16 protein-coding genes are annotated in these 16464 nt (G+C 38.6%); all 16 read right to left on the bottom strand.

All coding sequences use genetic code 11. The features are described from left to right. Positions 1-73 precede the first annotated feature (73 nt). The 16 genes from HMPREF0877_RS02965 to HMPREF0877_RS03040 all read right to left on the bottom strand — a co-directional run bounded on the left by HMPREF0877_RS02965 (position 74) and on the right by HMPREF0877_RS03040 (position 16311). A complete protein-coding gene (locus HMPREF0877_RS02965; protein ID WP_040760473.1) occupies positions 74-619 on the bottom strand; it encodes a YceD family protein in 546 nt (181 codons plus the stop codon). 16 nt (positions 620-635) lie between these two features. Beyond that, positions 636-1817, bottom strand: coding sequence for a nucleotidyltransferase (locus tag HMPREF0877_RS02970; RefSeq protein WP_002827722.1), 1182 nt, complete (start codon positions 1815-1817; stop codon positions 636-638). Positions 1818-1833: 16 nt separating this feature from the next. Next, entirely contained in the window at positions 1834-2580 is a 747-nt protein-coding gene (locus HMPREF0877_RS02975) for a class I SAM-dependent DNA methyltransferase (protein ID WP_002827723.1), read from the bottom strand. Next, entirely contained in the window at positions 2580-2951 is a 372-nt protein-coding gene (gene rsfS / locus HMPREF0877_RS02980) for a ribosome silencing factor (protein ID WP_040760474.1), read from the bottom strand. The genes HMPREF0877_RS02975 and rsfS overlap by 1 nt, the downstream gene beginning before the upstream one ends. Positions 2952-2955: 4 nt before the next feature. Beyond that, the gene (gene yqeK, locus HMPREF0877_RS02985) at positions 2956-3552 is read right to left on the bottom strand and encodes a bis(5'-nucleosyl)-tetraphosphatase (symmetrical) YqeK (protein ID WP_002827725.1); all 597 of its coding nucleotides are present in this window, start codon (positions 3550-3552) and stop codon (positions 2956-2958) included. Beyond that, the gene (locus HMPREF0877_RS02990) at positions 3542-4180 is read right to left on the bottom strand and encodes a nicotinate-nucleotide adenylyltransferase (RefSeq protein WP_002827726.1); all 639 of its coding nucleotides are present in this window, start codon (positions 4178-4180) and stop codon (positions 3542-3544) included. Before HMPREF0877_RS02990 ends, yqeK begins: the two co-directional genes overlap by 11 nt. A 24-nt stretch (positions 4181-4204) precedes the next feature. Further along, positions 4205-4519: a ribosome assembly RNA-binding protein YhbY gene (gene yhbY / locus HMPREF0877_RS02995; protein WP_002827727.1), complete on the bottom strand. Its 315-nt coding sequence runs from the start codon at positions 4517-4519 to the stop codon at positions 4205-4207. A 1-nt stretch (position 4520) separates the two neighbouring features. Beyond that, the gene (gene yqeH / locus HMPREF0877_RS03000) at positions 4521-5663 is read right to left on the bottom strand and encodes a ribosome biogenesis GTPase YqeH (RefSeq protein WP_002827728.1); all 1143 of its coding nucleotides are present in this window, start codon (positions 5661-5663) and stop codon (positions 4521-4523) included. After that, entirely contained in the window at positions 5656-6183 is a 528-nt protein-coding gene (locus HMPREF0877_RS03005) for a YqeG family HAD IIIA-type phosphatase (protein WP_002827729.1), read from the bottom strand. Before HMPREF0877_RS03005 ends, yqeH begins: the two co-directional genes overlap by 8 nt. Positions 6184-6388: 205 nt before the next feature. Further along, complete coding sequence (locus HMPREF0877_RS03010) at positions 6389-7537, bottom strand: D-alanine--D-alanine ligase family protein (protein ID WP_002827730.1); 1149 nt, start codon at positions 7535-7537, stop codon at positions 6389-6391. A gap of 79 nt (positions 7538-7616) precedes the next feature. Beyond that, the gene (locus tag HMPREF0877_RS03015; RefSeq protein WP_002827731.1) at positions 7617-8600 is read right to left on the bottom strand and encodes a DUF2785 domain-containing protein; all 984 of its coding nucleotides are present in this window, start codon (positions 8598-8600) and stop codon (positions 7617-7619) included. Between the two features lie 131 nt (positions 8601-8731). Continuing rightward, the gene (locus HMPREF0877_RS03020; protein ID WP_002827732.1) at positions 8732-10567 is read right to left on the bottom strand and encodes an APC family permease; all 1836 of its coding nucleotides are present in this window, start codon (positions 10565-10567) and stop codon (positions 8732-8734) included. A 228-nt stretch (positions 10568-10795) separates the two neighbouring features. Continuing rightward, positions 10796-12418 (bottom strand): chaperonin GroEL, encoded by a 1623-nt coding sequence (groL, locus tag HMPREF0877_RS03025; RefSeq protein WP_002827733.1) that lies wholly within the window; start codon positions 12416-12418, stop codon positions 10796-10798. A 33-nt stretch (positions 12419-12451) separates the two neighbouring features. Further along, complete coding sequence (locus HMPREF0877_RS03030) at positions 12452-12727, bottom strand: co-chaperone GroES (RefSeq protein WP_002827734.1); 276 nt, start codon at positions 12725-12727, stop codon at positions 12452-12454. Positions 12728-12934: 207 nt separating this feature from the next. Next, on the bottom strand, positions 12935-14887 hold the full coding sequence (locus tag HMPREF0877_RS03035) for an ABC-F family ATP-binding cassette domain-containing protein (protein WP_002827735.1): 1953 nt from the start codon (positions 14885-14887) through the stop codon (positions 12935-12937). 104 nt (positions 14888-14991) lie between these two features. After that, a complete protein-coding gene (locus HMPREF0877_RS03040) occupies positions 14992-16311 on the bottom strand; it encodes a bifunctional folylpolyglutamate synthase/dihydrofolate synthase (RefSeq protein ID WP_040760476.1) in 1320 nt (439 codons plus the stop codon). Positions 16312-16464: the final 153 nt, after the last annotated feature.

Consider the following 16464-nt stretch of genomic DNA (forward strand, 5'->3'; position numbering starts at 1 on the left):
CAAACAAGACCAGAACACGATTTGCTCTGGTCTTGTCCCTATTATATGTTTATCAACAAACAATTACCAAGATTTATTTTTCATCATCTTTAAATAGATCAGCTAAACCTGACAAAGGTGTATTTTGTTGTTTGGTTTCTTGTTTTTGGTTTTCATACGTTTCTTCTGAAATGACTGACCAATCTTTACCAGCAGGCATTGTATTGTTTTTTGCCTCTTCATCAGTCAAAACTTGTAGTGGGATTGATAGGACAATGTATTCAAGGATGGCTTCATCAAAATTAATTTTACCATCATCAACTAAAATCACTGATTCTTCATCACTGTAGCGATCTTCGTGTTGCTTATCTTGAATGTAAATCTCATCAATATCCAAATCAATTGGCAATGTAACTGGTTGCAATGATCTTGTTGAAGGGGTTACCAGCTCTCCTGTTACATGCGCATGAATAAAGACGTCATCATCTTCGGATTGTGCAAAACCAGAAACAGTTACTGGCGTTATATCCTTGATCACATCCCCAAATTTACTTAACAAGTCTTCCTTAAGCGTCACCGTTTCATTAAAAGGTAGTGGTTCATCTTTATAAGTTTGTAATTCTGAAAATTGCCACTTCATATACTTGTTTCCTTTCTTATTCACTAAATAGCGGAATACGACCTGTATCCATCGCTTGTTGTACTGGCTGTCTTGCCATTAATTCATACAACTTTCCGGCACGATAATCCAATGTCAAAATGCCCGTCGTATCCTCACTGGTCACTCGATTAATAACTGGCAATGATACGTCTTTTCGATGCTGTTTAATAAACAATCGACCTGCTTTACTAGCACCCAATAAGCGCAAGTAAGGCTGTGCTAAAGCAGTTTGCATCTCCTGCTGCTGAACATTCAATAACGTATATAGTAACGTTCGCTGCAATCTTGACCAAGTATATCGTTTACTCTTAAAGGTTGTCATAAAAGTTTCATAACTACTATCTGTTTGACGAGTTATTTGCTCTTTCAAGCGATTGGCTAACCCATCGTTCAGCTGATAAATTTGTTCTAACTCTTCAACTGGTGAGGTTAATACCTTGTATTGCAACAACGAATACCAAGCAGTCGACCAATCTTTTGTTTGCTGACCTTGGCTAAGCAAATTTGCTGCCTTTTTAGAAACAAACGCCCCATACTCTTCTATAGAAACTTGTTGCTGCATAAGACTTCGCAAAGCGGTCGCACTGGCAATTTGACTGTCAGTTATTTTAGTTTGATGATATGATGCCCCAATTCGCTGGATTGGTAATAATTGGATTTTATTTGCTAAACCAAGTTCTAAAACAGCTGTTGCATAGGCAAAACCAAGCAAGTCATTGGGTTCAGAAATACGTGCACCCGTTGCTTGTGCTAACACATCATTGAATACTGTTGCATAGGTTTGGGTATAATCCGATTGAAAAGCTGCATTATTCATTAATAAAGTATGTGCTTGCTTTGCCAAAGAGAGAAAATCTAATTGTGCATGTTCTGCACCAAAAACAATTGTATCAACTCCGGCATCGGCTAGTAGTTGGATTGCACCACGCGCAAATAAATGTGCGGGTTGTACCGCAAAGGCAAAGGGCAATTCGTAAACAACATCAGCACCACCTTCAAGCGCAAGTGCTGTGCGCTGCCACTTATCAAAAATGGCTGGTGTCCCACGCTGCACAAAATTCCCCGACATAACGACAACAGCAGTATTTGCACCAGTTAACAATTTTGCTTGCGCCAAATGGTACGCATGCCCATTGTGAAACGGATTATATTCTGCAATAATACCAACTGCTGTCATCACACATCTTCCTAACTTAAGCTTTTATCGCACTGAAAAACCAGCGATCTGACTCTGGTGTTACTGCGCTTCTACCAAAATCAGCTGAAATTTGGATATCTTTAAATCCTGCCTTTTTCAGTAACCGTTGATACGTTTCAATATCATATGTTCGTTCAGTATGAATTTCTTGAATTTGTTGATAACCATCAATATCTTCATTATAAACAAAGAAAGTCAACTCATGCTCAACTGTATGTTGACTACCTTCAACACCATATGATGACCACATAAATGCGGTCTCTTCATCATGCCAATTATACATATAACCTGGATAATATACATCCGTCTGCCATGGCGAGATAACATCAAAAAGGAATTGACCATTAGGTTCAAGGTGACTAGCAACTTGCTTAAACGTTGCTAACACTTCTTGTGTATTCGCTAAATAATTCAAAGAATCTGCAAATGAAGTAATTGTTACATACTTTTGTTTTAAATCCGACCATTCACGCATATCACCTTGAATTAAAGGTAAATCAATTTGAGCCGCTTCAGCATGTTCAGCAGCCAATGTCAGCATTTCAGGAGATAAATCAAATACGGATACATCCTTAAAACCATTTTGTTTTAACAAAATGGCCAAACGACCAGCACCACCCGCTAATTCAAGGAGCTTGCCGTCTTTTGATTGAATATGTGTTTGTGCATACGATTGCCAATCCGCATATGCTTCTTCATCAAATAAATCATCATATAATTTAGCGAATGTTTGGTAATTCATTAGAACTCTTCCTTAATAATCCATTGATCAATTGCGACTTCTGGAGCAGCTTGCCAATTTTTTTCGAGACGATAAAACTCACGGGTTTCCGTCTTAAACACGTGGACAATTAAATCACCAAAATCTAGTAGCACCCACTGCCCTTCACTACGTCCTTCTTGACGTACTAGGTCAAAGCCTGCTTCTGCCATCTTGTCGATTATTTCATCAGCAATAGCGATAACCTGTCGCTCAGTTGGGGCACTCAAAATTAAATAATCATCAGTAATGATGCTCATTTCATGAATATCTAATGCCACTAAATCTTCTGCACGTTTGCTATCAGCTGCTTTTACTGCTACTGCCAACATGTCATTAACATTACTTGTCATTTTTTTATTTAACACTCCATGTATTGTACGTTAGTAAGGTGCCAGGATAGATTCTTACTTGCTTACCCATAAGATAAGCCAGCGTATGTGCTGTTTGCCAGCCAACACTAGCACCCAAATCCTTAAATGCAAGTGCACGTACCTCAGTGACACCTGGGAAATCACGAGCCTCTTCAATATAATCAGCCATGTACAAAATTTGACTCAATTTAGTCATTGCCGATCCACCAGTGGTATGTTGACGAATCGCATTTAAAATATCTTCATGGTAAATGCCTAATTCATCTTTCACCATTTCAGCGCCGACCACACCATGCCAAACATTATTGCCCCAATTATTCAAATTAGGATCCAACTTTTTTTCACTAATTTTGGCCAAAAAATCAGCATCTGAACGCTCTTTTGCATAATCATGTGTCAGCGCTGCAATTGAAGCTAATTCCTCGTCAACTTGCCAACAATCAGCTAACTCTGTTGCCATTTTTTCAACACGTAAAACATGTTGAAAGCGTTTAGCTGATAAAGCTGCTTTTACTTCGTTTATTAATTCTTCTCGTGAACCATTATAAATATTTTTTGTATAAACTAATTTATCTGTCATTTAAATACAACCCATTTTCTACAATATACGCAGCGACCAAATCAGGTACCAGGTAGCGAACACTTTTATGATGTGTAATTCGTTGCCGAATATCAGTGGAACTTATTGCTAAATTAGGCACATCTACCCATAAAACGGGATAAACTGACTCCCGTGATTGACCAGGGCGATTGACACCCACAAACTTTACTAAATGCAATAAATCATCAATCCGATACCATGTATTCAGATACGCTACCTCATCCCCACCAATTATAAAATAATAATCATAGTTAGGATGTTCTATCGTTAATTGTAACATTGTATTATACGTATAACTTTTTCCACCACGTTGCACTTCTAATAACTCAATATCAAAATGACTGTTACCCGCAATGGCTGCTTGTACCATGCGCGCACGATCGATCGGATCAATGGCTTCTTTCGTGTCAATGTGGGGTGGCTTCGCATTTGGCATAAAATATACCTTGTCCAAGCCAAGTTTATCTGTAACTTGCTCAGCAATGATGAGATGACCAACGTGGGGCGGGTTGAAAGTACCACCGATAATCCCTATTTTTTTCTTTTTATCAGCAGATTCGGGTTCTACCTGAACCTGCGTAACAAATTCTTTCAATGTGGTTACCATACGCCATCTCCCATTGATTATTTCTTAAATTTTTTGAACAGTCACTGAATAGTGACGGTTCTCCTTTTCTTGAGATTCACCAAACAATACCAATGTATGTCCAATTGTTTGGACAACTTGAATATTTGAATTACTTTCAATAAAGTCTTTCAATTCCGTTGTATCAACATCAGAATTCGCTAGAATATTGACCTTAAAAAGTTCACGCTTATTAATCGCATCTTCTAATTGATTTAGCCAATTTTCAGTTAAACCTTGCTTACCCACACTAAATAGTGGTCGCATATCATGTGCTGCTGCTCGTAAATATCGTTTTTGTTTTCCGCGTATTGATATCATTTTAAATCATTGCCCTTCGTGTTAATACTGAAACACCCTTTGGTGCCCAGCCTGCGACTACGGTATTTGCTGGTACTGTTAACCAACCCAAACCATCAATCACAATATCTGTCTTTTCAGTTGTTTTAAATTCATGCCGTTGTAATGGTGGCAATTTATCTAAGTTTTCTGTTGTTGGTGGTGCTAATAATTCACCCGCATGCTTGTTATAGAAAGCATCCGCATTAGCGAGCTTAGTTCGGTGAATCAACAAGTTATTCTCAAAATAAGCAGTAATACCTGTACGATCACCTTGAATATAATCAAAACGTGCAAGAGCTCCCATAAATAATGTCTGCTCGGCGTTTAATTGGAATGTCTTTGGCTTAATTTCTTTTTGTGGTGACACATATTTCAGGTCTTTAACACCGAGATAATGTGCCATTTGGTCTTGATGAATAATTCCTGGTGTATCAATAATGTTACTATCATCATCCAATGGAATCTCAATCCGATCAAGTGTCGTACCAGGGAATCGTGATGTGGTGATAACGTCTGTGCGATCACCAGTCACTTCTTTGATAATTTGATTAATCAAGGTTGATTTACCAACATTTGTCACACCAACTACATAGACCGAACGACCTTTACGATACTTGGCAATTAAATCAAGTAGGTTCGCAATGGCATCCCCATTCTTACCTGAGGTCAGTGCAATATCAATTGGACGTAGACCAGCAATATTAGCCTGCTGTCTCATCCAATCTTTAATTTTTGTTCGTTTCAAAGAGCGTGGTAAGACATCCACCTTGTTACCAACGAGCAAAACGTCATTATTACCAACAAAACGATGTAATCCTGGAATAAGTGAGCCAGAAAAATCAAAAACGTCCATCACATACACAACAAGTGAATCCGTATCTGCAATTTGCTCCAGCAAACGGCGAAAATCATCATCTGTCAAATTAACTGGTTGAATTTCGTTATAGTGCCGTAGACGGAAGCATCGTTGACAAAACACCTCGTCATTTTCAAAGCTCTTCAAAAGCGCTGACATTGGGGTGTAGCCAATCTCATCTTTATTATCTGTTTGAATCAGAGCACCACAGCCAATGCACCGTAATCCTTCATCAATATACTGACGTACAGTCTCTTCACTAATCAAGCTCTTTCCTCCATTGCAATTGTGGGTTATTCTTCAACATATTGCGCTTCACGCCTTTCTCAAAAAAGCGATTGATTTTTGTATTCCATTGATCAGTTTCAATCAACGGCTTTACTAAAATGCTTCGTATCCCCGCATTATGGGCTGACCAAACATCCGTTAATAACTGATCTCCTACCATCACTACCTCACTGGGTTGTAACTGTAAAATTGTTGTTGCTTCTTTTAAACCACGTGTCATTGGCTTTAGGGCTCGAGAAACAAAGTTTAACTTTAATGGATCAGCAACTCGAGCGATACGACTTGCTGAATTATTTGAAACAATCATCACTGGTATCTCTGCTTGTTGCATTTCCAACAACCAATCATGAAGTTCTTGCGTGCCGTCTGGATTATTCCAAGCCACTAATGTATTATCTAAATCTGTTAAAACAGCTTTAATATTATGCTGACGTAATTGTTCTGGCGTGACACAATAAATTGCATCAATCATCCATGTTGGGGTAAATGAATTCGTCATTTTTTGTCCTTTTCCACTATTAATCTTATTATAAAGTATACGCTAAATGAACGATTTTATAAAGAACCCAGCTACTGGAATCCCTTGATAACTTCTGATGCCAACTGTCGTTTCAACAAAAAGTAATCCTTAATTTTTTACAGTTTGCAATCGTGTTTAAAATAAATAAACCACACCTCAATCGAGATGTGGTTTATTTATTTTCTTATTTAGCTACTTCAGCATTATACTTCTTTTCACCCATTTGTTCTTCGCCAAGAGAAACAAAGTCGTATGACAACTTGTTCTGACGGTCAAATTCAGCGATACCATATGCAATTAGTTCATCAATCAGATGTGTATAGCTAATGCCAGAAACTTCCCACATTTGTGGATACAATGAAATATTAGTGAATCCAGGTAATGTGTTAGGCTCACCAAGGTATGGCACCCCATTCTTATCAATCATGAAGTCCATACGTGTCAATCCAACTAATCCAAGAGCCTTGTAAGCCCTCAAGGCCATATCGGTAATTTCATCAGTTAGTGCTTGATCCAATTCAACAGGTAACTCAAATACCATACCTGAAGCGTCAACAAACTTATTGTTGTAATCGTACCAAACATCTTCCTCTGGTAGTACAATACCACCTAAGCGTGAAGCACGTGGATTCTCGTTACCTAAGATTGAGATAAATACCTCACGAGGCTTATCAAGAGCACCTTCCACTAAGATTTTATAATCATATTGGAATGAATCCTTCAAGGCTGCCTTGTACTCATCTTCATTGGTTACACGAGACACACCAACGGATGAACCTTGACTAGCTGCCTTAACAAACAAAACTTCTGAATCCAGTTCCTTAACTAATTCGTCGTAAGTGTAATCTTGATAATTTTGATCAGTTAATAGTACGTAGTTTGTATTACGCACACCAGCTTGGTTCAAAATTCGTTTCGTCAAGTCTTTATCAAATGACATGGCTGAAGCTGCAATACCAGGTCCTAAGTAAGGCTTTTTCAACAAGCGGAATAGCGCTTGTAGTGTTCCATCCTCACCCAAGTTTCCATGGACAACTGGGTAGAAGAAATCAATATTGGCCATTTCCCCCAAAACAGCAATTGGTGCAAGCGGATTAGATAGGTCCATCTTCTCCTTAGCTGCCGCTACGATTTCATCCTCATCTTCGCCTTCGAAAACACGCCATGAGTCTTCAGCATTAATCATAATACCGTCTTTTGAAATCAAAAAGACTGTGACATTGTATTTCTCCTTGTCCATAGCATCATAAATATTATGAGCTGAACGCTTTGAAACATCGTGCTCTGATGAGTTACCACCAAACAACATTGCAATATTTAATTTTTCTGACATAATGGTTGATCTCCCTTGTCTGTCAAACTGATTTGTCTAGAAACCTAAGTATAACATATAATTCCTGTTTTTGGGAACACTATGCCAAAAAATTCCGAGATTCATTTAAATAATTCAAAATTTTTTGTGGTAGATTCTCTCGCATGAGTAGTCCTTGTAGAAAACGTTGCTGATTATATAAACGGTGCCAATCACTTTCAGAGTCTGGCTGCATTTGGCGAGTCATCTCTTGTCGCCATTGCTTTAGTTGTTTCAAAAAGTATTGTGCATATAAATCATTCGTATTTACTAATTCGGTAATAAAGCCAATCAAACGACGATTCTCCCCCATAATCAAGGGCGTGTCTAGACGCTTTAATTTCTCAACCAAAATAGTCAACAAAAATATTTTATCAGCGCGCGGTAACTTATCATCATGAGCTAGTTCGTCCAATAGATTACCGATATGCATAAAAGCATGCGCCCAGCCCTTTTCACCAACAAATCCTCTTGTATCATGCTCCAATGCAATGTAAGTTGCAAAATTTAATAACAGCGTCTCTTCAACCTCTTCGCTGATAAAATGAACGCTGCCCTTACGGTTTGCATAATGCAACATTGATAAAATAAAGATACTAAATGATCGAAAAAAGACACCGTCATTTTCCATTTCAGTGATGTGATTAAACAGCACGTTATCTTGTAATAAATAGCGAACCATTAATAATAATTGATTTGGTTTAAATACGTTATTTTGTAACCCGTCACTAATAAAGAAAAAAGCTCCTTTATCACGGATTGCTGGGTCAGTTTGGCGCAAGCTATTCAGTAGGTCCAAAACATCCTGATTACTAATAGCAACTGGTTGTCCTGCGTAAAGTATTTGCTGCCAATCTAAGACCCGTTGCTTAATTTCTGTCGCTTCATTAGTTGATAATTGTGCAACATCAGTTGGCGTATCGTAATCGAATTGGTCAAGCAACCGACCAATTTCACTTCCTAACGAATCAAACAATGTTCCTGCATGTACACGTGATCGAATCATTTTTAATTCCTCACGAACATCATCAATCGTATATTCCATGTTTTGATCCTTTCTCTTATTATTTTAGTCTAATTTAGATTAACACAACCATATAAAATAAAAAACATACTAGTTCTTTCACCCAAAGATTTATGGGTTAAAAACCAATATGTTTTATTATTTATACTTTACTACTCTTTCAAATGGAAATAATAAGTTGACACGGTGATATCGCGAGATGCTAGTGCTGTACGTAATTTCAAACTATTTTGATTGTGTAACGCATTTTGCCAACTATGGTGTGGCACAAATTGTGGGATCAAAATTGTTAAAGAGTGATTTCGTTCTTTTGAACCCTTAGCAATTTCATCAACAAACCGCATGGCGGGTTTAGTAATTGAACGATAAGACGAATGAATATCAACATACCGTACCTCAGGAAACTCACGCTTAAATTCAACACCTAGGCGATGCTCCTTTTGTGGGTTTGAATCAAACGAGACGTGCATCGCTAACACTTTATCACCAATTGATTTTGCATAATCAACCGCATCAGCTGTTGCTCGTGTCAAATTTGATACTAACACAATAACAGTCGCCCCATCATAATGACTCCGCTTTATTGGTTCTTGCGACAGCACACGTAATTGCTTAGCCACCAACTTATAATGACGATTAATAACCCAAAACATTCGCAATAGAATTGGCATAATAATCAAATATGGCCAAACTGAGTTAAAGTGCAAGGCAAATAGGGTCACGACCAACACGGCTGATATTAAGGCCCCAACAAAATTAATCAATGACTTCATTAGCCAATGACCATCGCGTTCGCGCCACCAGTGAATAATCATCCCTGATTGTGACAATGTAAATGGGACGAACACACCCACAGCATATAATGGAATCAATGCCTCAGTCGATCCATTAAAAATAACTAGCAGCACAATCGCACCTAGAGCTAGTGACATAATACCATTTGAATATCCAAGTCGATCCCCTTTATCCATATAGCTATGTGGCATAAATTTGTCTCGTGCCAGATTGTAAGCTAACTGTGGGAAGGCTGAAAATCCTGTATTAGCCGCTACAGCCAAAATTAATGCGGTAGCAATTTGTAATACATAAAAGAGAACGCCATGACCAAATACTTGTTGACCAATTTGTGCCAATACAGTCACATGTGCATCAGGCTTAATACCATAAGTAAATGATAAAAATGTAACCCCGACCAAGAAGAATGCCAAAATAGTCGCCATAATGACCAGTGTGATCGATGCATTTCTAGGCTTTGGTTCCTTAAAATTCGGTACAGCATTCGAAATTGCTTCAACTCCGGTCAAAGACGATGACCCGCTCGAGAATGCCTTTAAGAACAATAAAATCGAAGCACTGCCTGTTGCAACATGCCCAGTAATGGTTGGTTGATAGTTAACATGTCCAGTCAAAATATTAACTAATCCCCAAACAATCATAACTACCATCACAACAATGAAGAGATAAACCGGTACCATCAAGGCACCTGCAGATTCGCGTAAACCACGTAGGTTAATCCCAGTTAAGGCAAGAATGATAATAACACCAATTGCGACATTATATGGATGCAATGCTGGAATAGCAGATATGATCGCCTCAGTTCCAGATGCAACCGAGACAGCGACGGTCAACATATAATCAACTAACAAAGACCCACCAGCTACCAGACCTGCATTACGTCCCCAATTTTTAGAGGTAACTAGATAAGCACCACCTCCAGTTGGATATGCATGGATAATTTGGCGATATGATAGCGTAATTGCCCCTAAAAGGACTAACACTAATGCCACAACTGGTAGCTGTAGCCATAGTGTTGCGACACCACCAACAGCCACAAGTACCGTAATAATTTGTTCCGTTCCATATGCAACAGATGACAAAGCATCTGATGATAACAGAGCCAACGCTTTTGTTCGACTAAGATGACGAGCACCTTCGTCTAAAGTTTTTAACGGCTTACCAATTAAAAACCTTTTAAATAGTGGCCACATGTTTCTGCTCCTCAATAAATGAATTTTTCCAGTAGAAGTTAAGAATAATCTTAATCATAATGGTCTATTTCTACAAGGGTCTATTTTAGTTCTCTGCCAATCGATTGTCTATCTTTTTATATCCTTTTTATTTTACTTTTTTATGACATAAAAAAATGGTAACGACTTACATAAAGTCATTACCATTTTACGTCAAACTGTGTGTAGCCTTCTTAGACCTAGACCAGTTTACATCATTCCTGGCATACCACCTTGAGCTGGCATTTGCACATCTGAATCATTCTTTGGTTGCTCAGCGATAACTGCTTCAGTCGTTAACAATAATGCAGATACAGAGGCAGCATTTTGCAAAGCAGAACGTGTCACCTTAGTTGGATCAACAATACCCGCTTTGATCATATCAGCCCATTCACCAGTTGCCGCATTGTATCCAATGCCAACCTTTTCGTTCTTCAATTGGTTAACAATTACTGAACCTTCAACACCAGCATTTTCTGCAATTTGACGAACTGGCTCTTCTAAGGCACGTTTAACAATATTAATACCAGTTTGTACATCACCATCTTCTGAAAGTGCAGCAACGGCAGGGATAGCATTAACCAAGGCAGTTCCACCACCTGAAACGAAGCCTTCTTCAACCGCAGCACGAGTTGCATTCAATGCATCTTCAATACGGTACTTCCTCTCTTTAAGCTCAGTTTCAGTTGCAGCACCGACATTAACAACAGCAACGCCACCAGCTAACTTAGCAAGACGTTCTTGCAACTTTTCACGATCGAAATCAGAGGTTGTCTCAGCAATTTGACCCTTAATGGTTTCAACACGTTCACTAATCGTTGCAGAATTACCATTACCTTCAACAATTGTTGTATTATCTTTTGTCACAGTAACCTTTGCTGCTTGTCCTAATTGGTCAACAGTTGTATCTTTCAAACTCAATCCCAAGTCATCAGTAATTACTGTTCCACCTGTTAGAATGGCGATATCTTCAAGTTGTGCCTTACGACGGTCACCAAAGCCAGGTGCCTTAACAGCAACAACATTAAATGTACCACGCATCTTGTTCAAAACAAGTGTTGGCAAAGCTTCGCCAGTAATGTCATCAGCAATGATCAACAAAGCACGACCTTGCTCAACAACACTTTGTAGCAATGGTAAGATTTCTTGGATATTACCAATCTTCTTATCTGTAATCAAAATATATGGATTATCCAATGATGCTTCCATCTTATCATTGTCAGTTACCATGTATTGTGACATATAACCACGATCAAATTGCATTCCTTCAACGACGTCTAGTGTTGTTTCAATACCCTTTGATTCTTCAATCGTGATGACACCGTCATTGCCAACCTTTTCCATTGCTTCAGCAATTAACTTACCAACTTCTGGATTAGCAGCAGAGATAGATGCAATTTGCGTAATCTCTTCCTTCGTTGAAACAGTCTTTGACATCTCATGCAATGACTTGACAGCGGCTTCAGTTGCCAATTCAACACCACGACGAACGCCAACTGGATTAGCTCCTGCAGTAACGTTCTTCATACCTTCATTAATAATGGCTTGTGCCAAAACCGTAGCCGTTGTTGTACCATCACCAGCAATATCATTTGTCTTTGAAGCAACTTCAGCGACTAACTTAGCCCCCATGTCTTCAAAGTGATCCTCTAATTCAACAGCCTTAGCAATTGTCACACCATCATTTGTAATTGTAGGCGCACCATAGCTTTGCTCGATAACAACATTGCGTCCCTTAGGACCAATTGTTGTTTTTACTGTATCGGCAAGCTTATCAACACCTGCTTGCATTTTTGCACGTGCATTTTCTGAAAATTCAATATCTTTTGCCATATTTACTACCCTCTATTTTATTAATTATTTAAATTACAACACTGCCACGATATCTTTTTCGTGAACAACCAAATAATCAACACCGTCAACACTAATTTCGGTACCAGCAAACTTATCAAAAATAACACTATCGCCTTCTTTTACAGCGGCTGGTGCTGTCAAGTCGCCAACTGTTTGTGTAGAAACAGCGACTACTTTTCCTGTAACTGACTTTTCTTGTGCATTAGAAGCTAACAAAATTCCCCCAACTGATTGCTCAGGTGCTTCTGATACTTGCAATACAACACGATCTCCTAATGGTTTCAACATGTTATCTGACCTCCACAGGTTATTTTTTCTTTTATTAGCACTCTTTGAGTTAAAGTGCTAATCAACACTATTAATAATAACACATTACCTATTATTTGCAAACATTTGTTAAAACTGGCTTGAATCTTAGTAAATTAAGTTAAAAGACGCATAAAGACCCAAAATCTTCCAAAATTGAGAAAGATTTTGAGTCTTTATGTTCAAGATTTATTTTTCCGCTATAAATGTTTCTAAAGCAATGCTTGCTTCAGTCCATTGATCCTCAATTTCTGTTAATGGGGCATCGAGGTCTGCTATTCTCTCTGAGAGTTCTGTTAATTTCGCTAAATCAGACCCATTTTCAGGATCATTCAAGGCAACATTTAACGTATCACGTTCATCAGTAAGAGCTGCCATTTTATCTTCTAATGCTGTAACAGCTCGTTCTAACCGCCGTTGCTCTCGTTGCTGATCTTTTAAAGCTGCCCTTGATAGCGTCTTTTGTTGCACATCTGATGATTCATCAATTGTTGTTTGCTGTGTGGTATCCGCTTTTGTTTCATTCTCGCCAGCAGTTTTTTCAAGATAGTAATCATAATCACCATCAAAAAAGCGTGTACCTGATGGTGACAATTCAACCACTTCAGTTGCCACTTCATTAATGAAATATCGATCATGAGACACAAAGAAAATAGTCCCATTATACTCATTCAATGCTGTTTCCAATACTTCTCGTGAATCTATATCTAAATGATTGGTTGGCTCGTCAAGAATCAAAAAGTTAGCGTGCTCTAGTGCCAGTTTAGTCAGCAAAAGGCGGGCTCGTTCACCACCAGATAGTGCGGCGACTAACTTTTCTACTGCTTCACCAGAAAACATAAACGATCCCAATATTGATCGTACATCCTTCTCAGCCATTTTGGGGTGTTCATCCCAAATCGTATCGATAACTGATTTTTTACTATCAAGCGTCTGTTGCTCTTGATCATAATAACCAACTGTAACATTTGCTCCTAGTTTTATTTGCCCCGCTAATAATGGTAATTTCCCTAAAACAGTCTTGATAAAGGTTGATTTACCAACACCATTTGGTCCAACCAAAGCAACCGCATGCTGCTTATCTACGGCAACATTTACGTTTTCAGCCAAAACATGTGTCATGTCATAACCTAATTTCACATCATTAACTCTTAGCACCTCATTACCAGAATCTTCATCAGCCATAAATTGAATATGTGCAACGCCAGATTCATTTTTAGGCGCTTCGATGCGATTCATCCGTGCCAACTGCTTGCGTCGTGATTGTGCTCGTTTCGTCGTTGAAGCACGCACAATATTACGTTTCACAAAATCCTCTAGTTTGGCGATCTCAGCTTGTTGCTTATCGTAAGCTTTCTGTTCTTGTAGTATCTTAGCCGCCTTCTGTGCCATAAATTCACTATAATTTCCTTTATAGTGATCTAATTGACCAGAATGCATATCATAAATCTCAGTTACCACACGATCTAAGAAATAGCGATCATGAGAGACAATCAACAAGGCCCCCTGATAGTTTTTTAGATATTGCTCGAGCCACGCTAGCGTTTGCATATCCAAATGATTCGTTGGTTCATCTAAAATCAGTAGATCAGGGGTTTCCAATAATTGTTTCGCAATAGCTAAGCGTGTCCGTTGACCGCCAGATAAGGCAGCTATTTTTTGATCATAAAATGTTTCATCAAAGCCAAAGCCATGTAACACTGACCGAATAGTCGCATCATAGCCGTAACCATTCTTTTCATTAAAATCATGTTGTGCTTGATCATAGGCCGCCAACAATTCTTTGTATGCATCACTTGCATAATCTGTTAATGTGGCCATTTGCGTTTCCATTTGTCGCATTCGTTCTTCCAATGCAATAACATCAGCAAATGCTGTTAACATTTCATTGTAAACTGACAGGTCAGAATCCAATCCAGAATTTTGTGCTAGATAAGCTAACCGAATGCCTTTTTTCATTGACACTTCACCTTCATCAGGTGTCGTTTCACCAATCAGCATCTTTAATAAAGTTGATTTTCCTGCCCCATTACGTCCAACCAAACCAACCCGCGCCTTATTTTGAACTTGCATCGAAATATTATCAAAAAATGTGACGCCGTTAAAACGACGTGCAACATTACTTGCTTGCAAAATAATCATATTTATCACTCCATCTTAGGCATAAATCTTCCATTCCTGCCCCATCTCATTTCTCAGTCTACTGTACCAAAACAATCAGTAAGGTGCCAGTTTTCAAAAAAACTTCAGTCTAATATTGAAAATGCTTGTCGTACTTCAGAGACAAAATACAAAGATCCTGTGAACAAAATCAAATCGTCTGCATGCATCTGTGATGTCACCGTTTCGTAACCTGTTTGCCAGTTTTTATGCAAAGTGATGTCATTCATTATCTTATCTTTCGCTAGATTCTTGGGGTCTATCGGTTCACGATTATTAGGTCCTTGGAATCCGACAATATGTAAATCAACATTGGGCAGCTCATTCAATAGTTGTAACATTTTGGGATAATTTTTATCAGACAATGCACCAAATAAAACATGGATTGTTCGCGTGCTAAAACGTGTCCGAAGTGTTTCTACTAATGCTTTGACTCCCGGTTCATTATGCGCCCCATCCAAAATAATTTCTGGGTCATTTGCAATTTTTTCAAAACGAACTGGCCAAGTGACCGTTTTCAACGCTGACATAATGATCGTCTCTGTTAATGAGCGATCAAAGTGCTCACAAACAATTTGGGCTGTCTGAATGGCGACTGCAGCATTGTCAATTTGATAGCGCCCGATTAAATCGACAAACAAATTTTGATAGTTGATTGTGCCAGTTATTTGAAATCTTTCTCCCCGTTCACCAATATTGGGTAATGCTGTCACATCAAACTGTTCTCCGAGCCGGTATATTGGTGCTCCCATAGCTGTGGCAACAGTATCAAGTACATGGTTGGCTTCCTCAGGTAAACGACCGATGACCACCGGACGTTGTCTTTGAATAATACCGGCCTTTTGCGTAGCAATTTGTGCAATAGTATTCCCCAGAACATGCATATGATCTAGGCCAACCGTTGTAATGACCGCGGCAATTTTATCTGGAATAACCGTTGTTGAGTCCCATGTACCCCCAACACCAACTTCTAAGACCACCACATCCACGGGATGTTCTGAAAAATACATAAACATTAATACCGTTAATGTTTCAAACTCAGTGAGACCAGTAGTGAGTTGTTTATCAAATTCGTCAATAATAGGCGCTAATTTTTGTACTAAGTGCAGCAAATCATCGTCTTTTATATTACCTTGATCATCTTGAATTCGCTCATTAAATTTTAAAATGTAAGGTGAAGTAAATAAGCCCACTTTTAACCCACTTGCCCGCAAGAGCTGTGCAATCATTTTACTTGTCGATCCCTTACCATTTGTACCTGTTACATGAACATACTGCAATTGTTTTTCAGGATGTCCTAAATAGGCAAGAATGCTATTCAAGCGTTCGAACGTTGGTGTTTTGGACCATTTATGCCGACCATGGATATAGTTAATTGCATCCTTAACCGTTTCAATTTTTACCATTATGAGCCCCATTTTATTCAAAGATAAACAAAAACGCCGTCTACATGGTAGATGGCGCTTCTGTTTGTGTAATTTACTGCATTGTAACGACGAACCGCTTAAATTCGTTATTCACAATATATTAAATTATACACTTAAATAATTTAATCGCAA

This window comes from Weissella paramesenteroides ATCC 33313 (assembly GCF_000160575.1).
GTDB lineage: Bacteria > Bacillota > Bacilli > Lactobacillales > Lactobacillaceae > Weissella > Weissella paramesenteroides.